24 protein-coding genes and 1 other annotated feature are annotated in these 25,177 nt (G+C 36.8%); of the genes, 11 read left to right on the top strand and 13 right to left on the bottom strand.

What is annotated here, in order from left to right; translation table 11 throughout:
• Nucleotides 1–381: 381 nt before the first annotated feature.
• The 5 genes from KVT27_RS18335 (at nucleotide 382) to KVT27_RS18315 (ending at nucleotide 4,765) form a co-directional block, all read left to right on the top strand.
• Nucleotides 382–1,251 (top strand): GNAT family N-acetyltransferase, encoded by an 870-nt coding sequence (locus tag KVT27_RS18335; protein WP_036122467.1) that lies wholly within the window; start codon nucleotides 382–384, stop codon nucleotides 1,249–1,251.
• Nucleotides 1,252–1,482: 231 nt separating this feature from the next.
• A complete protein-coding gene (locus tag KVT27_RS18330; RefSeq protein WP_217581734.1) occupies nucleotides 1,483–2,097 on the top strand; it encodes a dienelactone hydrolase family protein in 615 nt (204 codons plus the stop codon).
• A 12-nt stretch (nucleotides 2,098–2,109) separates the two neighbouring features.
• Nucleotides 2,110–3,066, top strand: coding sequence for a LytTR family transcriptional regulator DNA-binding domain-containing protein (locus KVT27_RS18325; protein ID WP_036222859.1), 957 nt, complete (start codon nucleotides 2,110–2,112; stop codon nucleotides 3,064–3,066).
• A gap of 146 nt (nucleotides 3,067–3,212) precedes the next feature.
• Nucleotides 3,213–4,061 (top strand): ABC transporter ATP-binding protein, encoded by an 849-nt coding sequence (locus KVT27_RS18320; protein ID WP_217581733.1) that lies wholly within the window; start codon nucleotides 3,213–3,215, stop codon nucleotides 4,059–4,061.
• Entirely contained in the window at nucleotides 4,058–4,765 is a 708-nt protein-coding gene (locus KVT27_RS18315; protein ID WP_036122455.1) for an ABC transporter permease, read from the top strand. The genes KVT27_RS18320 and KVT27_RS18315 overlap by 4 nt, the downstream gene beginning before the upstream one ends.
• Before the next feature lie 17 nt (nucleotides 4,766–4,782).
• Here KVT27_RS18315 and ldmS read toward each other — a convergent pair whose 3' ends face one another.
• On the bottom strand, nucleotides 4,783–5,934 hold the full coding sequence (gene ldmS, locus KVT27_RS18310) for an L-aspartate--L-methionine ligase LdmS (protein WP_217581732.1): 1,152 nt from the start codon (nucleotides 5,932–5,934) through the stop codon (nucleotides 4,783–4,785).
• A 113-nt stretch (nucleotides 5,935–6,047) separates the two neighbouring features.
• On the bottom strand, nucleotides 6,048–6,632 hold the full coding sequence (locus KVT27_RS18305) for a GNAT family N-acetyltransferase (RefSeq protein ID WP_036122450.1): 585 nt from the start codon (nucleotides 6,630–6,632) through the stop codon (nucleotides 6,048–6,050).
• 96 nt (nucleotides 6,633–6,728) lie between these two features.
• On the opposite strand from KVT27_RS18305, the gene pdxR reads away from it, so the two are divergent.
• Nucleotides 6,729–8,090 carry a MocR-like pyridoxine biosynthesis transcription factor PdxR gene (pdxR, locus tag KVT27_RS18300; RefSeq protein ID WP_217581731.1) on the top strand — a complete coding sequence of 454 codons (1,362 nt, stop codon included), beginning with the start codon at nucleotides 6,729–6,731 and terminating at the stop codon, nucleotides 8,088–8,090.
• 149 nt (nucleotides 8,091–8,239) lie between these two features.
• Nucleotides 8,240–9,046, top strand: a complete 807-nt coding sequence (locus tag KVT27_RS18295; RefSeq protein ID WP_036122443.1) for an EcsC family protein — start codon at nucleotides 8,240–8,242, stop codon at nucleotides 9,044–9,046.
• Nucleotides 9,047–9,096: 50 nt separating this feature from the next.
• Here KVT27_RS18295 and KVT27_RS18290 read toward each other — a convergent pair whose 3' ends face one another.
• Nucleotides 9,097–10,065: a quinone oxidoreductase family protein gene (locus KVT27_RS18290; RefSeq protein ID WP_036122442.1), complete on the bottom strand. Its 969-nt coding sequence runs from the start codon at nucleotides 10,063–10,065 to the stop codon at nucleotides 9,097–9,099.
• A 64-nt stretch (nucleotides 10,066–10,129) separates the two neighbouring features.
• Between KVT27_RS18290 and KVT27_RS18285 the strand changes: the two genes are divergently transcribed.
• Together KVT27_RS18285 and KVT27_RS18280 are read left to right on the top strand one after the other, a co-directional pair.
• Nucleotides 10,130–10,771, top strand: coding sequence for a hypothetical protein (locus KVT27_RS18285; protein ID WP_217581730.1), 642 nt, complete (start codon nucleotides 10,130–10,132; stop codon nucleotides 10,769–10,771).
• A 36-nt stretch (nucleotides 10,772–10,807) separates the two neighbouring features.
• Nucleotides 10,808–11,070 (top strand) — a binding site (T-box leader).
• A gap of 64 nt (nucleotides 11,071–11,134) precedes the next feature.
• Nucleotides 11,135–12,376, top strand: coding sequence for an MFS transporter (locus KVT27_RS18280; protein ID WP_217581729.1), 1,242 nt, complete (start codon nucleotides 11,135–11,137; stop codon nucleotides 12,374–12,376).
• A gap of 40 nt (nucleotides 12,377–12,416) precedes the next feature.
• On the opposite strand, the gene KVT27_RS18275 is transcribed toward KVT27_RS18280, so the two are convergent.
• Complete coding sequence (locus KVT27_RS18275) at nucleotides 12,417–13,145, bottom strand: IclR family transcriptional regulator (RefSeq protein ID WP_036122436.1); 729 nt, start codon at nucleotides 13,143–13,145, stop codon at nucleotides 12,417–12,419.
• A 238-nt stretch (nucleotides 13,146–13,383) separates the two neighbouring features.
• Here KVT27_RS18275 and KVT27_RS18270 point away from each other — a divergent pair, with 238 nt between their 5' ends.
• The gene (locus KVT27_RS18270; RefSeq protein WP_150908310.1) at nucleotides 13,384–15,045 is read left to right on the top strand and encodes a M20/M25/M40 family metallo-hydrolase; all 1,662 of its coding nucleotides are present in this window, start codon (nucleotides 13,384–13,386) and stop codon (nucleotides 15,043–15,045) included.
• Between the two features lie 68 nt (nucleotides 15,046–15,113).
• On the opposite strand, the gene KVT27_RS26750 is transcribed toward KVT27_RS18270, so the two are convergent.
• From KVT27_RS26750 to KVT27_RS18250, 5 genes are all read right to left on the bottom strand, one after another.
• Entirely contained in the window at nucleotides 15,114–16,067 is a 954-nt protein-coding gene (locus KVT27_RS26750; RefSeq protein WP_036145369.1) for a methyl-accepting chemotaxis protein, read from the bottom strand.
• Between the two features lie 128 nt (nucleotides 16,068–16,195).
• Nucleotides 16,196–17,380 carry an NAD(P)/FAD-dependent oxidoreductase gene (locus KVT27_RS18260; protein ID WP_036122428.1) on the bottom strand — a complete coding sequence of 395 codons (1,185 nt, stop codon included), beginning with the start codon at nucleotides 17,378–17,380 and terminating at the stop codon, nucleotides 16,196–16,198.
• A 45-nt stretch (nucleotides 17,381–17,425) separates the two neighbouring features.
• Nucleotides 17,426–17,854: a helical membrane plugin domain-containing protein gene (locus tag KVT27_RS18255; protein WP_004227758.1), complete on the bottom strand. Its 429-nt coding sequence runs from the start codon at nucleotides 17,852–17,854 to the stop codon at nucleotides 17,426–17,428.
• A gap of 83 nt (nucleotides 17,855–17,937) precedes the next feature.
• Nucleotides 17,938–18,069, bottom strand: coding sequence for a hypothetical protein (locus tag KVT27_RS27095; RefSeq protein ID WP_255319038.1), 132 nt, complete (start codon nucleotides 18,067–18,069; stop codon nucleotides 17,938–17,940).
• A gap of 237 nt (nucleotides 18,070–18,306) precedes the next feature.
• Nucleotides 18,307–18,936, bottom strand: a complete 630-nt coding sequence (locus KVT27_RS18250) for a TetR/AcrR family transcriptional regulator (RefSeq protein WP_244294762.1) — start codon at nucleotides 18,934–18,936, stop codon at nucleotides 18,307–18,309.
• A gap of 118 nt (nucleotides 18,937–19,054) precedes the next feature.
• Between KVT27_RS18250 and KVT27_RS18245 the strand changes: the two genes are divergently transcribed.
• Nucleotides 19,055–21,241, top strand: a complete 2,187-nt coding sequence (locus tag KVT27_RS18245; protein ID WP_217581728.1) for an MMPL family transporter — start codon at nucleotides 19,055–19,057, stop codon at nucleotides 21,239–21,241.
• A 256-nt stretch (nucleotides 21,242–21,497) separates the two neighbouring features.
• On the opposite strand, the gene KVT27_RS18240 is transcribed toward KVT27_RS18245, so the two are convergent.
• The 4 genes from KVT27_RS18240 to KVT27_RS18225 all read right to left on the bottom strand — a co-directional run bounded on the left by KVT27_RS18240 (nucleotide 21,498) and on the right by KVT27_RS18225 (nucleotide 25,177).
• Nucleotides 21,498–22,373, bottom strand: coding sequence for a MurR/RpiR family transcriptional regulator (locus KVT27_RS18240; protein WP_036145363.1), 876 nt, complete (start codon nucleotides 22,371–22,373; stop codon nucleotides 21,498–21,500).
• 71 nt (nucleotides 22,374–22,444) lie between these two features.
• Nucleotides 22,445–23,350, bottom strand: a complete 906-nt coding sequence (gene murQ, locus KVT27_RS18235) for an N-acetylmuramic acid 6-phosphate etherase (protein WP_036145362.1) — start codon at nucleotides 23,348–23,350, stop codon at nucleotides 22,445–22,447.
• Nucleotides 23,351–23,355: 5 nt separating this feature from the next.
• A complete protein-coding gene (locus tag KVT27_RS18230) occupies nucleotides 23,356–24,363 on the bottom strand; it encodes an N-acetylglucosamine kinase (RefSeq protein ID WP_036122421.1) in 1,008 nt (335 codons plus the stop codon).
• Nucleotides 24,350–25,177, bottom strand: coding sequence for a carbohydrate ABC transporter permease (locus KVT27_RS18225; protein ID WP_036127525.1), 828 nt, complete (start codon nucleotides 25,175–25,177; stop codon nucleotides 24,350–24,352). Before KVT27_RS18225 ends, KVT27_RS18230 begins: the two co-directional genes overlap by 14 nt.

Genomic DNA, 25,177 nt, shown 5'->3' with positions numbered 1-25,177 from the left:
TAATCATTATCAAGTAAAACTTCCCCTTTTCAAAGCTATTTTGTCAATTCTTACTATTCACTAAATTATTTTTATATCGTAATTCCATCGACCATGCACTCTCAAACTAACATTAATTGCTAGTTTTAATATGGATGAAGTATAAAAAATAGCTGTCCTGGCAGCAGACTGCTCCTTAGCTATACGAGCACGTTGCTCCAATAAAAGATAGAGGTTCAACAATTGGGCCATATTGTTGAATAAAGGAAAAAATATCTTTGTTAATGCAATTGAGACTGTGAAGGATTAAACTTAAACTATCGTTACAGGTTAGTGAAAGACAATATTAAAGTATTAAAGTATTAAAGTATTAAAGTATTAAACGAAATAGGGGGATATCTAATGCATACAGACAATAAAACAGCATTGGAATTAGTGGAACTAGATCAATATGATATCTTAGGTTTAATAGAACTTTCTGCATCGGTTGGCTGGGATTATGATGAATATGAAATTAGAACTGTTATGTCATCCGGTAAGATATTCGGCCATAAGAATACTACGGGGAAAATTGTATCGAGTGCCGCAATCATACCTTATGATACTAATTTAGCTTCAATTGGTATGGTTATTGTAAATAAAGAGTACAGAGGATTAGGCTTAGGGAAAAAAGTTACTCAGAAATGTATAGACAGTGTTTCAAAAGATACTTCAATAATGTTAATCTCAACTGAAGATGGGAAACCCCTGTATGAAACCCTGGGTTTTATTACTGTGGGCTTTGTACAAAAGTTTTTAAGCAATAGTTATATTCACACTGAAACTTTTAATAATCAAGATATTACTATAGAAAAATACAATGAGAATGACTTTAACAAAATAGTTGAATTAGATTCGGGTGCATTTGGTGATATGAGAAAAAGTTTTCTTTTTAACAGGATAAAGCAATCGAAACAATGTTTAGTTGCTAGAAATCAAAAAGGAAAGATTATTGGTTTTGGTCTATCCATCTTAGGACCAATAAATCTAATATTAGGACCTATTGTAGCACCAGATTCCCAAACGGCAGCTATGATAATCGATAAGCTAGCTATTAATCATCAAGGGAAGTTAAGGATTGATGTGGCATCCAGTAATAACGAGTTAATGTTTTTCTTGCAGAAAAGTGGATTTGTAAAAGTTAGTGAACCACCCCTTATGATAAAAAACTCTCTTAATATGCCATACAGAAATAAGGAGTTATTTGCTATCGCTGCCCAAATATTTGGATAGGATCCGAAACTCTTTATTAAACTTCGAGGTATATAGTTGAATAACGTTCTTCCACAATTGGGCGCATTAGCTGAATAAGAAACTAAATAAAGGACCACACATATTAGATATATCTAAATTGTGTGGTCCCTTTATTTTCAACACTTTTCCCCATCTAACCTAAATATAAATTATTCTAGTAAAACAAAAACCTAATCCATAAATTACTAAAATATACGTAAACGTTAGTTTTTGTTACACTATTGGAAAAAGCCAAAAGAGGTCGTTATGAAAAGAAAAATATTTATTTTACATGAAATATATGGCATCAATCAATTTATCAAAGAACAAGCCCAAGCCTACCTTGACGAGTATACCTCCGTTTGCTGTGTTTCGCTTTATCCAGAAGGAAAATCCTTTTCATACAAACAGGAACAACAAGCTTATGATTATTTCTTACATACAGTCGGCTTTGACGCACCTCTTGAGATGTTATCCAAAAAACTACTAGAGGCATGTGAAAATTATGATGAAGTAGTGCTAATTGGATATAGTGTAGGTGCCACATTAGCCTGGAGATTATCAACTCTTCCCTTACATCGAGTTATTTGTGTTTATGGCTCACGAATACGACAATTCTTAGATGTCCAACCATCATGTCCAACTTTGATCATTTTACCTAGCTATGAAAGTAGCTTTGATGTGAATGCAATAAAACAGGAACTCAGACATAAATCCAATGTTCAAATAGAGCAATATCAAGGACATCACGGTTTTATGGATACTTATAATTCCAATTTTTGTCCAGCTAGCTACTTGCAAGCACATGCAAATATCTTAAACTTTTTACGAGTAGAACAACATTAGGAGGAACAAACAATGGAACAGCATATAGATATTTTGGTTGACCCTTATATTGAAGGAGGTAATGTGATTTATCCGAGCTTTCCTATATCCTTACAACCCGGCATGATTATCGGCATCTACACAGATGTTTCTAAAATACATACTTTAATGCAATGGTTTATGAAACGAGATCATACATTTACATATTTTCGCGAAAGTGCACTCTATGAACGCCTTACTGTTCGTGAGCATATACGTTTTTATTTAAAATTATTCAAACGTCCAACTAATGAGGTTGAGGATTTATTAAAGCTATTTAGCTTAACTGATCAAAGAAACATTCGAATTAGTAAGATTTCTACTAGTGAAAAACAGCGATTAAAGTTATTGGGTACATATCTTCAGGAAGTTTCTCTTCTTGTATTAGAAGAACCCTTTCAAAATATCGATGAGTTTTCTAAGCAAAATGTCCAACAAATACTAAAAACACTCACAAAAAGGCGAAAAAGCATCATTTTACTTTCTAATAATCTAGAAGACTTAATGATTGCCAGTACTACTATACATAGATTAGATGGGGCCGGCTTACATACCTTGGATGTTAAAGAGGAAGAATTAGAGCAAACACTTCCCCATCTTGAAAATTCACCAATTCGCATTGATAAAATTCCAACAAAGAAGAATGACAAGATCATTTTATTCAATCCACCAGAAATTGATTATATTGAAAGTGTGGAAGGTATCGTTTCTATTAATGTTGCAGGTGAAGCCTATCCATGTACACTATCACTGAATGAGCTAGAGCAAAAACTGACACCATTCGGCTTTTTCAGAAGCCACCGTTCATACATTGTTAACCTACAAAAGGTTCGAGAAATCATTACATGGACACGCAATAGCTATAGCCTTGCACTCAACAGTACTGATAAAACCGTTGTGCCTTTGTCGAAAAATAAACTAGCAGATTTAAAGGAAATACTCGGAATTTAGTAGATTTCCCAGGAAATAAACGACTCCTGTCACCTTCTATATTGTTTCGTTGATGGTCTTTTTTCCGCCTCTCATCTAATTTTTGCTGTGAACCTTTCACTTGTTGTTTATAGTTTAGACATCAACAACAAACAGGAGGCTTACACATGAACGCAGTAATTGATGTACAGCATTTGAAAAAAACCTTTAATAAAGAAACCGCACTACAAGATGTTTCCTTTACTATACAAAAAGGAGAAATATTTGGTTTCCTTGGTCCGAGCGGCTCTGGAAAAACAACTACTATTAAAATATTGACTGCGCAGACTGAAAAAACTGCTGGAAATGTTCTTTTATTTGGACAGCCAGCAGCTGGCATGAAACAAAGTCAAAATCGTAAACGTTTTGGTATATTAACAGATAATAGCGGTTTGTATACTAGGTTAACTATTGAAGAGAATTTATTACTCTATAGTAAGTTATATGAGCTGTCAGTCACTGCCGTTAAAGAAGCTCTTGATTTTGTGAACTTATATGCTGATCGCAAAAAGAAGATTAGTCAGCTATCAAAGGGAATGATTCAGCGGGTTACACTGGCTAGAGCTATTATGCATAAGCCCGAATTATTATTTTTAGATGAGCCTACTTCTGCCCTTGATCCTGTCAATACAGAACATATATATAATGGTTTACGAAAACTGAATGCCATGGGGACAACGATATTTTTAACAACACATGACATGAGCGAAGCCGAAATACTTTGTGACCGAGTTGCTTTTTTGCATAAAGGGAAAATTCGAGCAATTGGTGCTCCAAGCGACTTAAAGCAGGAATTTGGCACCGATTCTATGACTGTCGAACTTTCAGATGGTACACAAGAAGTTATTCAAAACGGCGCTCAAGATGCTCAAAAGCTGTATCAATGGATGCAAGCCAACGTTGTTACTCGAATCCATACAAATGAACCAACATTAGGCGATATTTTTATGCAAATAACAGGGAGTGATTTAGTATGAATATTTCAATGACAAGAATTCAAGCTATATTAATGAAAGATTATAAGGAATTTTCACGTAACTATGCTGTATCTTCGATGGTACTCTTGCCGATAATTTTGGCATTTTTATATAACCAATCCGGGGCATCCTCTATAAACGCTTATCTCTTACCTATTAATATGACGTTTTCAATGGTAACGGCTTATATACAATGCTGTTTAATTGCGGAGGAGAAGGAGAAAAATACATTGCGCAGCCTGATGCTCTCCCCTGCCTCACTAGTAGATATATTAATTGGTAAAAGCTTATTTGTTCTTATCGTAACGATGATCGTGGTGGCTATGTCTATTTTTATTGTCGGATATAAACCATCTAACCTACTCATTTTAGCGATTTCATTAATACTTTCTACTGTATTTTATATTGCACTTGGAACGATTTGTGGATTATTTTCTAAGTCTATTATGGAAGGTTCCATCATTGTTTTACCGGTTATCATAATTTTCTCTTTTGGCCCAATCGCCCTAAATCTTGCTTCTACTTATCCAATCCTAAAGATTGCAGAATGGTTACCAAGCTCACAATTATTACAATTAGCAGAAGCATTAGAAGGTAAATATTCAATGACAGATGTTTTCATTCCTATGATTACGATAGTTGTATGGTCTCTATTTTCTTGGTTTCTTGCTGCATTTATTTATAAAAAAAGAATGGTCGATTAATGACCATTCCTTTTTTACTATAATAGTTCCTGCTCAAGTTTTTCAATCTCGCTAAGTTGATCGGCATACCATATTCCAACGAATCTAGAGGGAACAGGTTCATCGAAATAATTCCCGTCATAAAATGATAACGGAAATAAAATTTTCTGTTCAACAAACTTCTTAATGTTTTGAAAGAAAACTTCATTTTCCTGTGGACTTTGTGCAACATAGGAGGTAAATTTATTGATAGGCTTATCTAAAGTATCATGAAACATTAGCATTGAGGTGGATCCATTTTGGCGGAAATTCAAATCAATAGCCTGAACATCACCAGCCTCTGTGACAATTAAATCAAACCCTGCCACACCAACGAATCCTTCTGCAACGCCTTGCTCCATAATATGTCTTCCTACTTCGATGACCTTTTCAGGAACTTCATCTACTATAATATTACCGTGATAAATACCGTTTTCATCGGTAATTTGTTGAGACGCTCCTAAATATTGGATACCTAGCTCCTCGGAGTAGACAAATTGACAACTATAATTGTCCTTTGTCTGTAATAACTCCTCAATAATTATGCTCTCCGTTCCGGTCATTCGAAATTGCCGCAGACCTTCCGTCAGTTCCTCTTTATTATGGCAAATGATGACTCCATATCCTCCAGAGGTTGGGGAATCATCGCCCGGCTTAAGTACCACAGGCGGTTGCCAATTTTTGATGGCATCTGAGAGCCTATAGGTTTCAACATTTAAACGACTCGGAACAAATTTGCTATCTATTAAATGATCAATATATGCTTTTGAATTCAATTCATTAAATTTCTCGGCATCCATCCAATAGCATTGACGGTCCATCTGTTCCAAGTCATGTATATATTGACAAACAATCGTTTTGTCGTCTTCACACCAAGAACGAATATGAGCTAAATACTCCTCCTGTGTGTCATAACTAAAAGGCTGTTCTACCCATGGTAAACCTGTTAATCGATGTAGTTCCTGAGCTTTTTCAGTTTGGGTAGCTCGGTGCACCAATACAGGAATATCCGCAATTGCTACTTCTCTAGAGGTTAGGGCATCCAGCTTATGAGGATCGTCCATCATCCATGGATTATCACTAAACGGCGTTCTTGGTGTATAAACTGCATTCTCACCATAGATTTGTCTTAGCGTGTATTTTGGTTTCAAGTAGATTACCCTCTTTCAATTTTTAAGTACTCTACCCTTTCCCTTATTTTTTGACACTTTTTAATAGAAAAAAAAGCCTTAGCGGCCAATAAAAATCCATTAAAACCCAAATATTAAATAGATTCGCCTAATAATTGATTTAAGTGAATTTTCACCTGCGGCCACTCCTCTAACGTAATACTATACATGACTGTATGGCGAGTGGTTCCATCTTTACGAATCATATGATTCCGTAATACCCCTTCCTTTGTCGCTCCTATACGCTCAATAGCTTTCTGAGACTGACTATTTTCATGATCAGTTTTGATTTGAACTCGCTGTAAATGAAGGGTTTCGAAACAGTATTGTAATAATAGGTATTTACAATTGGTATTAATAGCAGTACGCCAGTAGGCTGGTGTCAGCCATGTTGTTCCTATTTCAACCCGCTGATGTGTATCATCTATATCCATAAAACGTGTAGACCCTATGATCTCTCCCGTCTTTTTATCCACAATAACAAAAGGAAATTCTGTTTTATTACGCCGCATTAATAAAGCATTTTCCACAAAGTTATTCACATCCACCATTTTTTCGATCGTTGTGGACATATGTGACCAAATTTCTGGATAACTCGCCGCCTCTAATATCCCCGATAAATCATTTAACTCTAAAGGCTTCAGTTTAACTATTTCATTTTCTAATGCAATAAATTCCATGATATATCACTCCTTTTTTAATTATTTAACGGTAAAATTGATATGATAGAAAGTACCAATTATTAAAAACCACACCATACCAGAGGAGGTTATCTTGTGGAGCTATCCATTTCATTGACAGGAGATTCAGCCAAATACATACAGATTTACGAAGAAATTAGGCAGTCTATTTTAGCAAGAAGGCTTTTAGGTCATGAGCAATTACCCTCTAAGAGAGCTCTTGCGCGAACTCTCGATGTAAGTGTACATACTGTGAAGGAGGCTTATGAACAATTACTGGCAGAAGGTTATGTTTATAGTAAAGAGCGGTCGGGTTATTTTATCGCTCCCTTTGAATTTGACTGGGTACAAGAGGAACAGCAGCTTGAGACTCCTCTAAGGACAATCATATCCAATGACATTCAGTATGATTTTCATAACGGTCATGTGGATAACGAAGCTTTTCCCTATTCACTTTGGCATAAGCTCCTGAAAAAACATGTAAACAAGAATAATTTATCCACAAGTCCTTGGGCAGGAGAAGACGTTTTACGATCTGAAATTGCGCGCTATGTACAACGTTCACGTGGCGTTGTTTGTAATGCCTCTCAAGTGTTTGTTTATGGTGGCACACAAAGTCAACTTCAAGCCCTTAGTCTCTTTTTTGGTCCTCAGAGTAAGGTCGGAGTAGAAGAACCAGGTTTTAAACGGGTACATACTACTTTACGACAATGTGGATTGTCTACAGAGGCCATCCCTGTGGATAAAGCCGGTATAACTCTTCCTTCAAAAACAATTCACATGTTATACACAACACCAGCTCATCAATTTCCTTTGGGCATGATTATGACCGTAGAGAGAAGAGCCGCCTTGTTGCAATGGGCAAATTTTAATGATGCATACATTATTGAAGATGACTATGACTCAGAATTTCGTTATAAAGGGCAGCCAATCCCCTCTTTAGCAAAAATGGACCAGCTTCAGCGAGTTATTTATTTTGGAACTTTTTCTAAAACGTTGCTGCCTTCTTTGCGAATCAGTTATATGATTTTACCAAAGTCATTAATTACATCGTTTAATGCCTTTAACTATGAACAAAAATCCGTTGTCTCCAGAGTAGAGCAACTTGTTTTAGCTGATTTCATTGCAGAAGGTCAATTTGATAAGCATTTAGCGAAAATGCGAACAGTTTATCGTAAAAAACAACAAGCTCTACTAACTGCTATCTCCACTCATTTTTCAGAGGAATTCCAAATCATCGGTGAAAAATCTGGGCTACATATCGTGATGAAGCTACCTAATAGACTCTCTGAGAAAAATGCGATTCAACTTGCTCAAAAGATTGGAATTCTTGTCTATCCATGTTCTACTTCCTATCAGCATGGAACAGAGGATACTTTAATCATTTTAGGCTACGGGGGACTGACACTTCAGCAAATAGATGAAGGTATTACACTCCTTGCTTCCATCTGGCAATAACATATCATTTTATTAGCCGGTCGGAGTCCAATTGTACTTGAACCTTTATTTTCGACACAAAAAATATACAGATGAATCAAGACAAGGCGAAACCTTATACTATTTTTTTCGTATGTAAAGTAAATGAACACATAAGGGGATAGACACTAATGGAGAACCGTCAGCTATTAGAGCAGCACTTGCAGGAAATACAGGTTTGGGAAAAGGATCAAAAGGATTTATGGTTTTGGGAGAAACTAGGTAGAATACCGTTTAAATTGTTAGATAAAATGACGCCTACTTTTATTCAAAATAAAATTGCATTATTAGTCGATGAATTAGGGAACTACATACAATCCGGTGGAAAATATTTAATCAATGAACAAGCTATGATTCAAAAAATCCGTAACTATTCTTCCACAGAGCATATTTTGGGCATTTCAGATATTGGTCAAATCCCATTAGAGGATATGATTACTCTTAGTGATAAATTGCAAAATGAGCGTGTAAAGTTTGCGACTGTTCAAGGGGCTTCTACTGGGTTTGGCGGAATATTTACCTTGGCTATCGATATACCTGTTATTTTAGGAACCGCTCTGAAGACATTGCAAGAAATTGCTATTATTCACGGCTATGACCCTAACGATAAAATGGAGCGTATTTTTATTGTGAAATGCCTGCAATTCACATCAGCAGATATTGTCGGTAAGGAAGCCATCCTACAGGAGCTTTCCACTATGAATAGTACTAATAAAGCTACTGATAATATGATTTCCCAGCTACAAGGCTGGCAGGAGGTATTTTATACGTACCGGGACCAGATGGGCTGGAAAAAACTGTTTCAAATGATACCTATTGCTGGTATGATCTTCGGCGCATACGCAAATAAAGGCATGATTCAAGATGTTGCCGAAACGGGTATTATGCTATATCGGAAAAGACGAATTTTTGAAAAAATGAATGAACTAGAAAGTTGATGTAGAGAGATGGCGCTCTTCCTTATATGAGCGTCACTCTCCCCTTGTTTCTATATTTTAATTACTATTTTCCCCTGATGCTGACGACTTTCCATCAGTTCATGAGCCTTTTGCATATCCTCTAATGAAAATATTTTAGCAATGGGCACTTGAAAACTATCCTCTTTTAATAAAGAAAAAATATGTTGAGCGACCTGTTGTAACATTTCCGGTCTTAAGTCCCTAGTCGTACCAAGACTAAATCCTTTTACATTACGACAGCTACTATGTAAATCCGATGTTTTAATAGTTCCTGCCTTGCCACCACTATTGCCGAATTGTACAAGTGTGCCATACGGTGCTAAGCAAGTTAAGCTTTCCTCCGTTATAGCTCCCGCAATGGAATCAAAGATAATATTTACACCAAGACCTCCAGTAAAGCCTCGTACATGCTCACTAAATTGATCGTATGTAAGAACATGATCTGCCCCAAGCTGATAAGCTATCGATGCCTTCTCCAAAGTACTTACAGTACCAATAATTTGTTTAGCGCCTAGCTTTTTGGCCATTTGAATAAGCATTGTTCCTACCCCACCAGATGCAGCATGAATTAATACCGAATCATTTTGACTAATAGGTGCTATCTGATGTGTTAAGATGTACGATAAAAATGATACAGTTGGCACAGCTGCTACCTTCTCTAACGGTACATCATAGGGGACTTTAAAAACTAATTGTTCCTTTGCTACGACATACTCTGCATAAGCACCATTTGTAGGAAATGCAATGACCTGGTCCCCCTTCTGAAAATTGCTGTTTTCATTAAAAACCTCTTCTACAATACCAGCAACATCTAATCCAAGAATCATTGGAAAATTCCCTTTAGCCTTATTACCTGTACGGTTTTTAATATCTGCATAGTTCACACTCGTATAGATTGTACGTATTAGGATTTCTCCTGTAGAGATTGTAGGCTTTGGATATTCCGTATATGTTAATACATCAGACGTACCAAATTCATTTATTACTATAGCCTTCATTTTTCTCTCCCTCCTTGTTATAGTCGAATTATAAACTAAATTTCCAAAGAATGGATATATCTTTATGAAAATTAAAGCTAAGCAAGAGAACTGTAATGGAATACCTTATGATTTTTTTGATCAAAACAGCAATAGCATATGCTTTATGTTATCTGGTACAGGCTATAGCTACGAAAAACCTGTTCTTTATTATTCACGATTACTACTGTTAGAGCTTGGATATGATGTTATCCAAATCAATTATTCGTTTGAACAACAACTGTTCGAACAGGAACCACAGGCTATTTCAAATATGGTCTATAGCATTGTCAATCCTATTGTAGAACACTGCTTAAGAACAAAACCTTATACAAATGCAGTTTATATAGGTAAATCATTAGGAACCTTACCTATAATAGACTTTTATATGCAACAGTCGTCTTTAATACCTACTCGATATATACTCTTAACACCACTATTGTCGCTAGATCATACAATGGCTAATCTATTAAATAAACAAGCATTTTTGGCGATTGGCACAGCTGATCCACATTTTTCACAGGAAAAAATAGCTCAACTTACTACTCTCGATCTTGCTGTTTTTGATGGTCTTAATCATTCCCTTGAGGATGCTTCCAATATAATTCAGTCCATCCAGTTTTGCGAGTCGCTTTTCATACAACTAAAAGCTTACATTCAAAAAAATGAACCATCTATTTCAATGTAGCGCTTTACCAAAATTATCTATATATGCTACACTATCCAAAATACAGTGAAGAGAAGAGTAAATAAGGCTGTTCTTCCCAGAGAGCTCCGGTTGCTGAAAACGAGCAAGAACGAATTATTGAAACAAGCCTCAGAGTAGCGCATTGGATTTCTATTAGAATGATGGTGCGACGGGAACTCCCGTTATAGAGTTACAGTATAAGCATTCATTCATGCCGTACTGAAAAGGCTATTATGGCAACATAATAGTGAACTAGGGTGGCACCACGTGAGCATAAATTCTTCCGTCTCGTCCCTAAGACTACTGTCTTGGGGGTGGGATTTTTTATTTTGCAAGAGCACTTTTGCTAAAGGAGGAATTTATATGAAAAAATCTTTAAAATCGTGGCGCTATCCAATGATCCTTTTAAGTAGTATTGGTATTTCTAGTATCGGTGAATGGATTTATTTTATTGCTTTGAACCTTACTGTACTCAATCTGACAGGATCCGCACTTGCTGTTTCGGGCTTGTATATTGTCAGGGCCCTCTCCGCATTGTTTATTAATTTTTGGTCTGGTAGTTTAATAGACCGCTTTAATAAAAAACACCTGATGATCCTATTAAATCTTTGCCGGTCCATACTGATTGTCGCACTTCCCAGCTTATCCAGCTTAGGATGGATTTATGTTTTAGTCTTTTTCATTACAGCTACTAGTTCTATGTATCATCCTACCTCTATGACTTATATCACTAAATTGATACCGATAGAGCAAAGGAAACGCTTTAACTCGTTACGTAGTCTGCTTGATTCTGGGGCCTTCCTAACAGGTCCAGCTATTGCAGGCTTTCTATTTACGCTCGGTACACCGAATATGGCTATATACTTAAATGCTATTGCTTTATTTTTTTCTGCCTGCATAACTATAAAGATGCCGGACGTTGAAGGACATGAACAATTAGGCTTTGCTCATCGTACAGAAAATGCAACACTTTATAAAATATGGCTCCATGATTGGAAAATGGTCATCCACTTTAGCTTAAAAAATGCCTATGTGATGGCAGTCTATTTGTTGTTTAGTACTACCATTGTATTGATGACAGCGACTGATTCTTTAGAGGCTGCTTTTGCCACTCAAGTGCTTGCTTTATCGGAGGGGGAATATGGGGTTTTAGTCAGTATTGCAGGTGTCGGTGTACTAATTGGCTCTCTAACCAATTCAGCCTTTGTTGAAAAAACCTCTACTGCTTGGTTAATCGGCATGGGGTCTATAACGACGGCCTTCGGTTATTTACTATTTACTTCTTCCAATACTTTTTTTATGGCAGCTTTAGGTTGCTTCCTCTTATCATTCGCAACAGCTTTTGCGAATACAGGTTTTTATACTTTTTATCAAAATAATATCCCTGCTGAAAGCATGGGACGCATAGGGAGTATTTATGGTTTTTTTGAAGCCCTTTTCATCATAATTCTGACTGCTGCATTTGGAATGACTGCTGCATTTATTTCTATTCGATTTGTTATAGTAAGTGCCTCATTTGTCATGGTGACGGTAGCTATCATTTTATTTATTTTAGCGATACGCCCTTCTAAAGCGATTTTGTACCAAAGTACTTCTCCTAGGTAAACAAAAAAATAGGTCTTTTCCTTATGTGGAAAAGACCTATTTACATATGACCCAGCTCTTGTGAAAGAAGGTGAGCAGCTCTTGTGACTTCCTTTGCAATACTTTCTAATTTTTCAGTATCCGTATCATACTCAAAGCACTCTGCACTAATTGCTGCAATTGGTTCTTTATTTAAATCAAAAACAGGTGCAGCCACCGATACTGTTCCCTTTGTTTTTTCTCCATAGCTAATAGAGTATCCCTTATCTTTGATGATATTTAATTGTTCCATTAACTCTATTCTTTCAAGATCATTTATATTTTTTAGAAAGCCTGCATGCATTTCCTTCTCTGAGAATGCAAGTAATACTTTATTCGCTGCTCCAATCGGATAGGGAATTTTTTCACCTATCATATCAATGATACGTACATTTTTTGGGCTATCTACACGATCAATAATAATAGAATTATTTAGTTTTGGAATATTTAAATACGCTGTTTCTCGCACATTAATGGCAAGCTCTTCTAATAAAGGATGGGCTTTTTCTCGGATGTTTGTATGGTGGTACATTTTCATGCCGAGCTGTAACCATGTATACCCTAAACGAAACTCCTTTTTTTCCTCATTTCTTTCTACTAAATCAAAGTTTTCTAATGTATACAATAAACGATAAATTGTACTGCTAGGTAAGTCTGTTTCATTATATATATCTTGAACAGAAAAGAATCGTTTAGGATTCTTGGCTAGTACATGAATAATCATCATTGCTCTTTCAATGGATTGAATCATTGCTCATCCTCCTTTTATTCATTTTAACGAATTTTTACTCATTTATATAGACTTGCAACCGAATAAATTAATAAAAAGAAACAGAATTTTATAAAAATGAAAATTGACGTTTACGATTTTTTCTTATATGATGAATTATATTCCACTATACGGATTTATTTTCACATAACGAAACAATTAAGTAAATATAGTTGCTATTTTGAATGATATCTATTCGAACAAAAAAGGAGCAATATACATGTATTCACAACTAAGACAGTTACCCATCGCAAAGCAAATTGAAGAGCTTACAAATGAGTTAGTAACTATTAATAGTATTAATGGTACTCAAGGTGAAGGGAAAATTATCGAGTATATCTATGAGAAAATGAAGGAATTCCCTTACTATCAAGAAAACCCTGCATTTCTTTGGACTTTAAACGTAAAACAGGACCCCATTGGTCGAAAAAATCTTTTTGCCTTCGTAAAAAGTCCTAATGAAACAAAAAAGACAATTATTTATCACGCTCATTTAGATACAGTGGATATAGAAGATTATGGTCATTTAAAAGAGTTTGCTTTTTCCCCTACCAAGCTTGAGGATTTCTTTAAAACCTATGAAGGAAATACGGATGTACAGAAGGATGCTCAAAGTGGTGACTGGATGTTTGGGCGTGGAGCTGTAGATATGAAAAGCGGAGCTGCAGTCCATATTGCCAATATTCAATATTTCACCAATCATCTTCATGAATTAGAAGGAAATATATTACTTATTTTAAACGGTGGCGAAGAAGCAGAGCATAATGGAATTATTGATGCATTAGATGAGCTTAATCGTTTAAAAATGGAACAAGCGCTAGATTTTCTAATGGCGATTAATACTGACTTTACAACTCCTTTATATGGTGAAGATCCTCACCGTTATATTTATACTGGTGTTGCCGGAAAGTTACTACCCTCCTTCCACATTTATGGACGGGAAGTACATGTGGGAGATACATTAAGTGGCATTGATCCTAATTATGTGTCAGCTAAAATAACGGAGCGTATTCATAATAATTTAGCATTAACGGAGGCAATTGTAGGAGAAACCATCCTTCCACCTACATGCTTATACCAACGTGACACCAAAGAATCCTATACGGTTCAAACAGCATCTACTAGCCAGATTTATTTTAACTATTTTTTATATGAAGAGTCACCAGATCAAGTTGTTAAGAAACTTAAGTCTGTCGCACAACAGGCATGTCTTGAGGCAGAACAATATTTACAGCTTCAGTATGAGAAATATATAGAACGCTCCAACGTACCTAAGCGCTCATTATCATGGCATATTGAAGTTGTTACTTATGATGAGCTTATTGTTTATTTAAACGGAAAGGGTATTCAAACCGAGCCTATTATTGCTGATGTCTTGAGAAGAAATGCAGGCAAGGAATTACGCCAACAGTCGTTTGCAATCGTTGATGCCCTGCAAAAGGCAGATCCCGAGCATAAGCCTCGAGTTGTGCTATTCTTTGCACCACCATTCCTACCCCATAATTATTTAAAGGAAAATGTGGTAAGAGATCAGTTATTAAAGCAGACCATTTCACAAGTCGTTGATGAGGTAGCGAATGAAACAGGCGAAGTATTTCAAGTTAAGCGCTTTTTCCCTTACTTAGCGGATGGAAGCTTCTTATCTATTCATGCTACACAGGAGGAACTCCAAGAGTTGCTCAATAACTTCCCAAAATGGGATACACTCTATCCCCTACCATTTGAAAAAATAAAGGCGCTGAATATCCCTTCTGTTACTATGGGTGTATATGGAAAAGATGGACACAAATGGACTGAGAGAGTTTACAAACCTTATTCCTTCGGCGTGCTACCAAAGCTAATACAGAAGGCTACAAAAGAAATATTTAAATCCAAACTTTAATATCGAAAAAGCACCATTCTACTCATTTTTAGAACGGTGCCTTTTTTATGTATCAAGTATAACTATTGTTAAATTGAATGAGGGAAACCCTTCACCTTTTCAACTGCTTCTAGTAATTTTTTTGTGACAATATCTGATTCATCAATATGATCCGTTAAAACTTTATTTGTTTCATCAAAAAGTACTGTCGTTGTTTTAAATTTACTCATAACATCTTCAGTCGAAATTTTTTGGCTATCTATATAATGAAGTAATTCCTTCACTTCACCTTGGACATTCATAATGATTTGGAGTAATGCGTTAATTTGCTCAGAAGTATCCGTGCTCTTCTGAAGTCCCTCTGTCACCAATTGCATATTATTTTTATTATCCTCATATGCCTCAGATATTTGATCCTCAATTTTTTTCGTAAGATTTACAATATCCTCTGTACTGGATTTGGTATTTTCAGCAAGCTTTCGTACTTCCTCTGCAACGACTGAAAACCCTTTGCCATGCTCCCCTGCTCTCGCTGCTTCAATAGATGCATTCAATGCCAGTAAATTAGTTTGATTCGAAATCTCACTGATGACTTTGACGATATCTGTTATTTGCTTTGAACGTTCACTTAAATGGTTCATACTATTTGTTGTTTTTCTTGATTGCTCACCAAGCTCATCAATAACATGCTGCACTTCTTTTACAGCTTGTTTACTATCAATCGATAAAGAAACCATTTCATCTGATGAAAGAATTAAAGAGTTTCCTTTTTCTAGGGCATGGCCAGATATGGTATTGGATTCAATGGTGCTGTTTTCTACACGATTAAACTCGTTCAAAATAGTAGTAACCATTTCACCCAAAATGACATGTTGGTGATTAACTATATCGTGCTGTCCAATCGTCGAAATTAATTCCTTATGTAATTCATTGAGAAAAATTTGAAATTCGTGATCCTTCTTATCTAGCTTTGCATTCAACTCATCAATTTTATCCTTAAATTGCTCTATATCTTCTCTTTTTGATTGAAATATCGTTAACACATGTCATCACTCCAGTAACTAGATTTGTATTAATTTTACTCTCTTTGAAGTAATTAATAAACAAATATCGTAACAGCAAACTTTCCATAATAAAATCCCACCTCCTAATGGAAGTGGGATACTAATTTTTAGTAAGCTAAACCGAATAGAGCTTTAATATGTGTTAGATAACGAATATTTGAAGCTTCTTTCATTAATGTTGCAGGAAGACCTTTAAGTTCTGTATTGCTTGCACCAATTGTAGCAACCGCATCTTTACGGCCAAGGCTTGCAAGTGTACCAGAGTTCACTGCAGAGAATGATTTCATCTCTTGGTTTTTATATTGTGCAAAGACATTATAACCAGCAAGCTCACCCATTTGCCACGCAACTTGCGCAGTTGGTGCGTAAAGTGGACGACCACCATCAGCTGGTAATGCTACAGATGCGTCACCAATAACAAATACATCTTCGTGTGATGTAGATTGTAGGAATTCATTAATTGTTGCTTTACCGCGATCAGCTGCAAGGCCTGATTCACCTACTAGTGGAAGTGGTGCTACCCCACCTGTCCAGACAAGTGTGTTTGCAATAATTGGTTCACGGTCTTTTAGAGAAATAACGTTGCCGTCAACACCAGTTACAGGTGTTCCAGTAATAAATTCTACACCGCGTTTTGTTAAGCTTTCAGTAGCGCGTTGGATAAGTGTATCCGGAAGTACTGGTAAGATTTTTGGACCAGCTTCAACAAGTTTAATTTTAAGATCCGCAAAGTTAACACCGTGTTTTGCAGCGATTTTCGGGAAGTTGTCCACGATTTCACCAACAAGCTCAACACCTGTTAAACCGCCACCACCGATAACGATTGTTGCATCTGCTTCATCTTTAGATTGTGCATATGCTTTGATGCGATCTTCGATATGTTTGTTAATTTTATTGGCATCATTTACTGATTTAAGAACCATTGAGTTTTCTTCTAATCCAGGGATACCAAAGAAACCAGTTTGGCTTCCTAAAGATACTACAAGCGTATCGTACGTTAATGTATAGCCATTATCTAAATCTACTTTTTTATTATCTACATTGAATTTCGTTACTTTTGCAATGTGTAGATCGATGTCTAAACCTTTAAAGATTTTTTTAAGTGGTAATGCAACAGCACCTTCTGCAATTGTACCACCTGCTAAACGGTGAAGTTCAGTGATAATTTGGTGTGTTGGGAATTGGTTTACTACAGTAATTTTAGCTTCATCAGCTGATAGATACTTACGTGCAGTTAATGCAGTTAAAACGCCAGCGTAACCCGCACCTAAGATGACGATTTCTTTTGACATGATTAATTAATCCTCCGTCCTTACGAATTGAATTTACCTTAAGTCTTATTTAGCTTTGCGTTCTGAGCTTACTTGTAAGAAAGCATTAACAAAACGGAAAACATTTTGAACTTGAGGGTCTTTTAACATTTTCACAAGACCGAATAAACCAATTACTTCGTGGCTTTCAGATGCTCGGTCTTTTGCTTCAATTGCAGTTGCTGCTAGGTTTTTCGCAGAGCCTACTACAGGTCCAGCGATTTCTGTTACTGCACCAACAGTATCATTTTTAAGCACTTCATCTGTTGCAACAGCTTGAGCAAACTCGTATGATTTCGTTAATAAAGTCATCATTTCAGTTAACTTTGGTAATTGCTCAACTAAAGTTGTAAGTGATTCTTGAACTTCAGGTTTTAGTAATTGATCTAGTACATCTAATTGCTCTTTACTCACAGTTACTTGTTCAGCCTGTGTTTGGTTATTCGTTTCTGACATTTTGAACTCTCCTTTGCCATCACTAGTACTATTTTTTATTGCTTACATGTAAAAAAGACCATTAAGGTAAAACTTAACAGTCGTTACAGCGTATATCCTACACAATCACCAGTCACAAGGGCTGGATAGCGATTCGTATGACTTGTTATTACAATGTTAACTTTAAGTCGCAAAAAGCGCATCATAATACCATCCTTATCTTGTCTTGGTGACATTACAACCTTCATTATAAGACTGTTTGTACATTATTTCAATGCGCTAAATCACAATTTCGACAATCTTTTCAAAATTCATTGATTTTATCAACTATTAACTGCCTTACTATCATAAATTTTCTAATCCATCAATTTTTTTATGATTATTCACTTTCTTGTCATTTTTAGAACCCTTTTTTGAAATATAACAATGAAAGGAGTTATCTCTAATCTAATGAGATAACTCCTTTCAAAGCTTTATTTATTTTGAACAGATAGCCAAAAGAAATTTGTTACTTCTTTTGCTGTTACATCTACTGAACCTAACAAAGTTTTTCCATCGCCATCTTTAAAATATCCTACTGTCATCAATGCCATAAAGCTATGAGCAAAAAACTTGGCATTACCTTTTCGAATCGTGCCCTTCTCCATCTCCTTTTGCATAGCCCGCTCAATTGTTTGATACATTTCATTTTCGGATGCTTGTACTTGTCTCAACTGAGATTCCGATAAATTGATGGAGGCCTCCCGCATAAAATTATTCATATCAATATCAATAGTTGCTGATAAATGAACTTCAACGAGTTGTTCAAGGCGTTCTTTAAATGGTTTTTGTTGCTCCAAGATTTGTAGAATGGATAGCCTGATGCGATCCATCATTGCAATGAGTGCCGATGTATACAATTCGCCTTTAGTTGGGTAGTAGTAATAGATAGTCGCCTTTGTTATGTTACAAGCTTTTGCTACATCATCCATTGAAATATTTTTGTAGCCTTCTTTAATAAAAAGTTTTGTAGCCGTGTCAAGGACTAGATCTTTTGTCGGTTTCGCATTTTCATCATGGCGAGGTCTTCCAAGCACACGCGGTGACTGTTTCAACAAGTTCACCTCCTTTATAAATAAGCAGTCTTTTTACTCATATTATAACATATCAGTATTTCTAGATTGATTAATTAACCTTCTAGTATATATAATTAAATCACTTACATGAAATGGAGGTCTTCTCATGAAAAAACATCCACTTGAGCAATGGGGCTCAATGGTTGCAAGTAAAAAGGGGCGCTTATTAGCACTAGCCTTTTGGGTGTTATTTGTCATTGTATTGTCGTTTGCTTGGCCACAAATTAATAGCATCGAAAGTGAGTCAGGCAAAAACCTACCTGACACGGAAATGTCTGAACAGGCCGCGGCAATGATTGCCGAACAATTCCCTAATGATGCTGGTACACCATTATTATTAGTTTGGTATCGAGACAGCGGTTTAACGACTGAGGACTATTCAGCTATACAAAGTATATACAGTGAGCTTCAAGCTAAACCATTAGCTCATCAAACAATGGTTCCACCATTTGATAAAATGCCACCTCAGGCTCTATCAGCCTCCGCTTCAGAAAATGGCACAACCATTGTTACACCTGTGTTTTTTGAAAAAGGTGTCGCTACAGATGCCCTACAAGATAGTTTAGATAAACTTACAAAAATAATGGAGAGTAACGAAGTTCAATTAGATAAGAAACTTTCAAATGACATGCTTCATGTACGCTATTCAGGGCCAGTTGGAATCGCTACTGATGCTGTTAGTTTATTCTCCCAGGCAGATGTGAAGCTATTGATTGCAACCGTATTGCTTGTTTTAGTACTACTTATTATCATATATCGTTCGCCATTACTGGCTATTATTCCTTTACTAGTTGTAGGTCTTGCCTATGGAGTGATCAGCCCAACATTAGGCTTCTTTGCGGATCAAGGATGGATTGATAAAGATTCGCAGGCTGTCTCTATTATGACAGTATTGCTTTTTGGCGCAGGTACGGATTATTGTTTATTCCTGATTTCTAAATACCGAGAAGTTCTCTTCCATGTTGAAGATAAAACTGTCGCAATGAAACTCGCTGTGAAAGAATCAGGTGGCGCTATTTTAATGAGTGCCCTGACGGTGGTCATTGGCCTAGCTACCCTTAGTCTGGCTCATTATGGTGCATTCCAACGCTTTGCCGTGCCATTCAGCTTTGGTGTACTTGTAATGGGGATTGCAGCTCTCGTCGTCCTTCCTGCTATTCTTGTCATCATTGGTCGTGTAGCTTTCTTCCCATTTGTTCCACGTACAGAAGAGATGGCACTTAGCAAAGGAAAGAAACAACATAAGCCGTCACATAAGATTAGTCATAAAATCGGACATTTCGTTACGCATAAGCCATGGATAGTTATTGCTGTAACTGTTATTTTACTTGGTGGATTAGCGGCATTCGTTCCACGTATCCAATATACGTTTGATCTACTTTCATCCTTCCCAAAAGACATGCCGTCAAGAGAAGGCTTTACTTTAATAGAAGAGAATTTTTCGCCTGGTGAATTAGCACCTGTACAATTAGTGATTGATACAGAGGGAAATGAAATTAATTTACAGCAACAACTTTCAACAATTTCTTATATTGATAGCGTGGCAGATGTGCAAATAGGTGAAAAAAATAACGCTATTCAGTTATACGAGCTATCTTTAAACGCCAACCCCTATGCGAAGGAATCATTGGCTCATATTCCTGAGTTAAAGGCAGAAGTTGTCGAAATGCTGGAGCAAAGTGGGCTTAAAAATGCTGATAAGCATGTTTGGATCGGTGGAGAAACTGCTAGTCAGTATGATACCCAACAAATAACTAAGCGTGATGAAACGGTTATTATGCCAACTATGATTGCTTTAATTGCATTATTATTATTTGTTTATTTACGTTCCATTACAGCCACTGTTTATTTATTAGCAACCGTGATCATCTCTTACTTTGGAGCATTAGGGGCAGGTTGGCTGATTTTACATCATATCATGGGAGCAGAAGCCATTTCTGGAGCTATCCCGTTGTATGCATTCGTGTTCTTAGTAGCGCTCGGCGAAGATTATAATATCTTTATGATTTCAGAGATTTGGAAAAAACGAAAAACAACGGATCATTTAACAGCTGTAGAAGAAGGGGTTGTCCGAACGGGAAGTGTCATAACATCTGCTGGTCTCATTTTAGCAGGGACTTTCGCTGTTCTGGCAACATTACCAATTCAAGTACTTGTTCAATTCGGTGTGGTCACTGCAATCGGTGTCCTTCTGGATACATTCATTGTTCGACCATTGCTTGTACCAGCCATTACAACGGTTCTAGGCAAATACGCCTTTTGGCCAGGAAAACTATTCAAAAAAGAAGTCTAGCCTATTTTAAATAACACGGTCATTAGCAACTCTACTTGCTAATATCCGTGTTATTTTTTGTATGAATACTAGAAAGAGCTGCTACAAATCTTTTCTGGACCTATTGCTTTTCCTTTGGTGCTACCAGTCGATGTGGTTGAATTACTTGAGGCTAGTAATCTTTCTCCCATGTTTAGTTTTTTAACCCTGCTGTACCAACACTCCATTTGTGACAGAGCAACAAAAAAGAAGACGATGCTAAGAAATCGTCTTCATGCTACTTTATTTTTCTTTTAGCAACTTTTTTATGCAGTCCTTGAATTACCGTTCGTGTCTCATCTAAATAATCAATTGTCTGATTATAGGCACTGGTCACTACTCCCATAAATAAAATATCAATGACAAGAAGCTGGGCAAGACGAGAGGAAGTGGCACCGCTTCTAAAGGTCGCTTCGACATTCGGTGACACATATAAACAAATATCGGCTAAACTCGATACTAATGAATTACCGTAACGCGTTAAGCTTATGGTAGTAGCAGGAGTTTTGCCCGCTATTTCAAGGATTTTGGCCACTTCATGCGTTTCCCCAGAGAAGGATATCCCAACTACCACATCCCCCTCCTGTGAATTGACGACCGCTGTAGCTCCTAAATGTAAATCCATGAATACTTTACTATGCTTATTAATCCTTAAAAACTTTTGATCTGCGTCCATTGCAGTAATTCCAGAAGCACCTACGCCAAAAAAAATAATTCTTCTAGCCTTTGCTAAAGCTGATACAGCACGTTCTAATTCAGCCTTATCTATTAAATTAGCCGTTTGTGTCAAAATTTCACTACTTTGCAAGGTTACCTTCTCTACAATTGATTGTAACGGCTCATTTGCCTCTATATCTCTGTCGAAGGTGTTCTTACGCTGTAAATCACCGGCAATACGCAATTTTAATTCCTGAACGCCGCTGACGTGCAGAGATTTGCATAATCGTATAACAGCTGCACTGCTTGTCTGACTTGCCTCTCCCAACTCTACAGCGGTCATTTTAATCGCCTGAGTGGGATTCTCTAAAATAAAGCTCGCCACCTTTTTTTCGGAAGGGGGCAGCTTCTCACGCATTTCTGATAACATAATTAAACCAGCATTTATTTTTTCCATACGTCCATCCCCACCTCTAGTATGTAGCCTTCACGGAAAAGTGAATGGAGCAGTTCCATCCACCTCTTTCTTCAAAGCTTACGTAATTCTACTGCTCTACGGACATGCCCTTCGGATTCGGCGAGTAATGTGGTCGCTTCTTCCAACACTGTATTTGTTAGTAACATGACAATAGCCAGTTTTACTTGATAATTGGTTTGCTCTAAAACTTGCTCAGCTTGAAAATACGATACTCCTGTCACTTCACAAATAATTTGCTTGGCACGTTCTCGCAATTTAAAATTACTAGCATGAACATCCACCATTAAATTTTTATAGACTTTACCAAGCTTGACCATAGTTGAGGTCGTAATCATATTGAGAATTTGTTTATGGGCTGTTGCAGCCTTTAGTCTAGTGGAACCGGTTAGAATTTCTGGACCAGTAATAACCTCAATAGCTATATCTACATTTTCGCTAATGGTAGAACGAGCGTTGCTGACCAAGCTAATCGTTTTGGCTCCTATTTGCTGAGCATAATTTAAAGCTCCTTTGACAAAAGGCGTTCTACCACTTGCCGCAATACCAATGACTATATCTAGATTTGTTAAGCGTTGTTTTTCCAATTCTTGCCGACCTAAAGATAAATCATCTTCTGCCCCTTCTATAGCGATCATTACTGCCTCTGACCCACCCGCTAATATGGCTTGCACTAGCTTAGGCGAAGTACTAAATGTTGGTGGACATTCAACAGCATCTAAAAGCCCGATTCTCCCACTTGTCCCTGCCCCTACATAAAACAATCTACCGCCATTTTTTAGCGCATGTACAACAGCCATAATAGCCTGTTCTATTTCAGGTAATACTTTGGCAATAGCCTGTGGAATTTTTTGATCCTCTTCATGCATTAGCCTTACAATTTCAGCAATGGACATTAAATCTAAATTGGTTGTGTCTGGATGATAATCCTCAGTCGTCAGTTTTGTCATTCGCTCCATCGAAATCAAATCCCTCCATTCGATTTTTTTATATTCATCCAAGTTTCCTTTACTGTTTGTTGTAAAGCCTTTGTCATTGGAATTCCTTCACTAAAGAGCCCATTTATAAAAGCACCAATAGCAGGTGGTACTTCAGGCTGAATAATTTGATTATCAATAGTAGATTGTTGCAATTTTGCTTGAAAGCATTGAACAAAGTATTGATTTTCGAATAATCCTCCACAAGTAACAATAGGGAATTTTTTCACCTGTGGTTCTTTTCTAAACATCATTTGGAGAAGTTGAACTAAATGGGTAACTGCACGGTCAACAATCCTCTTCGCTATCTCATTATTTTGGGTAGCTAAAAGTAATACCGTCCTAGTAATAGAGGAAATACATATGCGTGGCTGCGTATGCTCATAAATTAGTGTAATAATTTCCGTAGGATCTGTTAGTGCTAGACGCTCTAAAATGGCTTTAGAAAAGGCATCTTCATTTAAACCATAAGCATCATATTGACGAGTAATGGCACGCAATGCCTCTTGGCCAATATAGTAGCCACTTCCCTCATCTCCCAATAGATAACCCCATCCCCCCATACGACTAATAGAATTTTGTTGAACCGCATAAACAATTGAGCCCGTTCCCGCTATAACTACTAACCCTTCCCGCGTAAACGTCCCACTAGTAAGTGCCGCCACTGCATCATTGGTGACAGTAACTTTACAGGAAGTGGAAGGGAGCATAGGAGCTATCCACGCCTTCCAGCGTTTTATATCCTCCTGACGATCCCCTCCTGCCACGCATAAGAAAATCGTTGAAACATCGTATTTTGTAGCGCTTATTTTTTGCACTAGACTCTCCAGTAAATGTTGAATATGTTGCCTTACCTCATGGGCTGGAGTTGATTTTATATTCGTACCGTGTCCATCCATAAAGGCGAGAATATTTCCTTCTTTTGTACCGATTATGGCACGGGTTTTCGTTCCACCACCATCGACTCCAATAATATATTGATTATTTAATGGCACCTGCCGTCAGCCCCTCCATAAATTGCTTTGAAGCAATAAAGAATAATAGAATCATTGGTAATGATGCTAATGTCAGTCCAGCAAATAATGAGCCCCAATCAGCCGAATGCTCCCCAAACAGCGACATCATTCCGACCGGGATTGTCCGTTTCATCTTTTCCGTAATAAAAATAAGCGGGAAAAAAAAATCATTCCATGCTGCGATAAAATTGATAATCACGACTGTTCCTAGTGCAGGCCGCATTAATGGTAAAACAACATACCAAAGGACCCTTAGATTTCCTGCTCCATCCATACGGGCAGCCTCTTCCAATTCAGACGGCATCGTTTTAAAAAAGCCTGTTAGTATGAGTATGGATAAAGGTATACCTGTCGCTGTATTCATTAAAATTAATGACCATAAAGAATTAATTAGTCCTAAATCACGCATTAAAATGAAAAGAGGGACAATCCCCAATTTTATTGGGATCATCATGCCTAATAAGAAAATGAAGAATAAGGCATGATTCCAAGAAAATTTAAAGCGTGCAATATAAAAGGATGCCAATGAACAAACAACAACAATCAGTACAACAGATACAACACTGACAAATAGACTATTCATAAAATATGTGGTGAATGGAATTTTAGACAATAGTGTGCGGTAAGTATCTAAGCTAAAGCTAGATGGAATGCCTAATGGATCCTTATAAATGTCCACACTTTTCTTAAAGGAGGACAAGATCATTAACAATATAGGATATATGCTGATTGTCGCCACTGTAAACACAACAAGATAATAGAATGGTCGAACCCAAATGGCTTCTTGCTTCAT

This window comes from Lysinibacillus sp. GbtcB16 (assembly GCF_019091145.1).
GTDB classification, from domain to species: Bacteria; Bacillota; Bacilli; order Bacillales_A; family Planococcaceae; genus Lysinibacillus; species Lysinibacillus fusiformis.
Note: the sequence above shows the minus strand (reverse complement) of the source record. Positions and strands in the feature narration are given on the sequence as shown.

Bases quoted from the DNA above. Each gene is read 5' to 3' on its own strand.
- KVT27_RS18260 (WP_036122428.1), bottom strand. From the start codon at position 17,380: ATGTCAAAAGAAATCGTCATCTTAGGTGCGGGTTACGCTGGCGTTTTA.
- KVT27_RS18335 (WP_036122467.1), top strand. From the start codon at position 382: ATGCATACAGACAATAAAACAGCATTGGAATTAGTGGAACTAGATCAA.
- KVT27_RS18290 (WP_036122442.1), bottom strand. From the start codon at position 10,065: ATGAAGGCTATAGTAATAAATGAATTTGGTACGTCTGATGTATTAACA.
- KVT27_RS18295 (WP_036122443.1), top strand. From the start codon at position 8,240: ATGGAGAACCGTCAGCTATTAGAGCAGCACTTGCAGGAAATACAGGTT.
- KVT27_RS18240 (WP_036145363.1), bottom strand. From the start codon at position 22,373: ATGGAAAAAATAAATGCTGGTTTAATTATGTTATCAGAAATGCGTGAG.
- KVT27_RS18325 (WP_036222859.1), top strand. From the start codon at position 2,110: ATGGAACAGCATATAGATATTTTGGTTGACCCTTATATTGAAGGAGGT.
- murQ (WP_036145362.1), bottom strand. From the start codon at position 23,350: ATGGAGCGAATGACAAAACTGACGACTGAGGATTATCATCCAGACACA.
- KVT27_RS18320 (WP_217581733.1), top strand. From the start codon at position 3,213: ATGAACGCAGTAATTGATGTACAGCATTTGAAAAAAACCTTTAATAAA.
- KVT27_RS18315 (WP_036122455.1), top strand. From the start codon at position 4,058: ATGAATATTTCAATGACAAGAATTCAAGCTATATTAATGAAAGATTAT.
- KVT27_RS18280 (WP_217581729.1), top strand. From the start codon at position 11,135: ATGAAAAAATCTTTAAAATCGTGGCGCTATCCAATGATCCTTTTAAGT.
- KVT27_RS18255 (WP_004227758.1), bottom strand. From the start codon at position 17,854: ATGTCAGAAACGAATAACCAAACACAGGCTGAACAAGTAACTGTGAGT.
- KVT27_RS18245 (WP_217581728.1), top strand. From the start codon at position 19,055: ATGAAAAAACATCCACTTGAGCAATGGGGCTCAATGGTTGCAAGTAAA.
- KVT27_RS18285 (WP_217581730.1), top strand. From the start codon at position 10,130: ATGAAAATTAAAGCTAAGCAAGAGAACTGTAATGGAATACCTTATGAT.
- KVT27_RS27095 (WP_255319038.1), bottom strand. From the start codon at position 18,069: ATGTCACCAAGACAAGATAAGGATGGTATTATGATGCGCTTTTTGCGA.
- KVT27_RS18225 (WP_036127525.1), bottom strand. From the start codon at position 25,177: ATGAAGCAAGAAGCCATTTGGGTTCGACCATTCTATTATCTTGTTGTG.
- KVT27_RS18270 (WP_150908310.1), top strand. From the start codon at position 13,384: ATGTATTCACAACTAAGACAGTTACCCATCGCAAAGCAAATTGAAGAG.
- KVT27_RS18305 (WP_036122450.1), bottom strand. From the start codon at position 6,632: ATGGAATTTATTGCATTAGAAAATGAAATAGTTAAACTGAAGCCTTTA.
- KVT27_RS18275 (WP_036122436.1), bottom strand. From the start codon at position 13,145: ATGATTCAATCCATTGAAAGAGCAATGATGATTATTCATGTACTAGCC.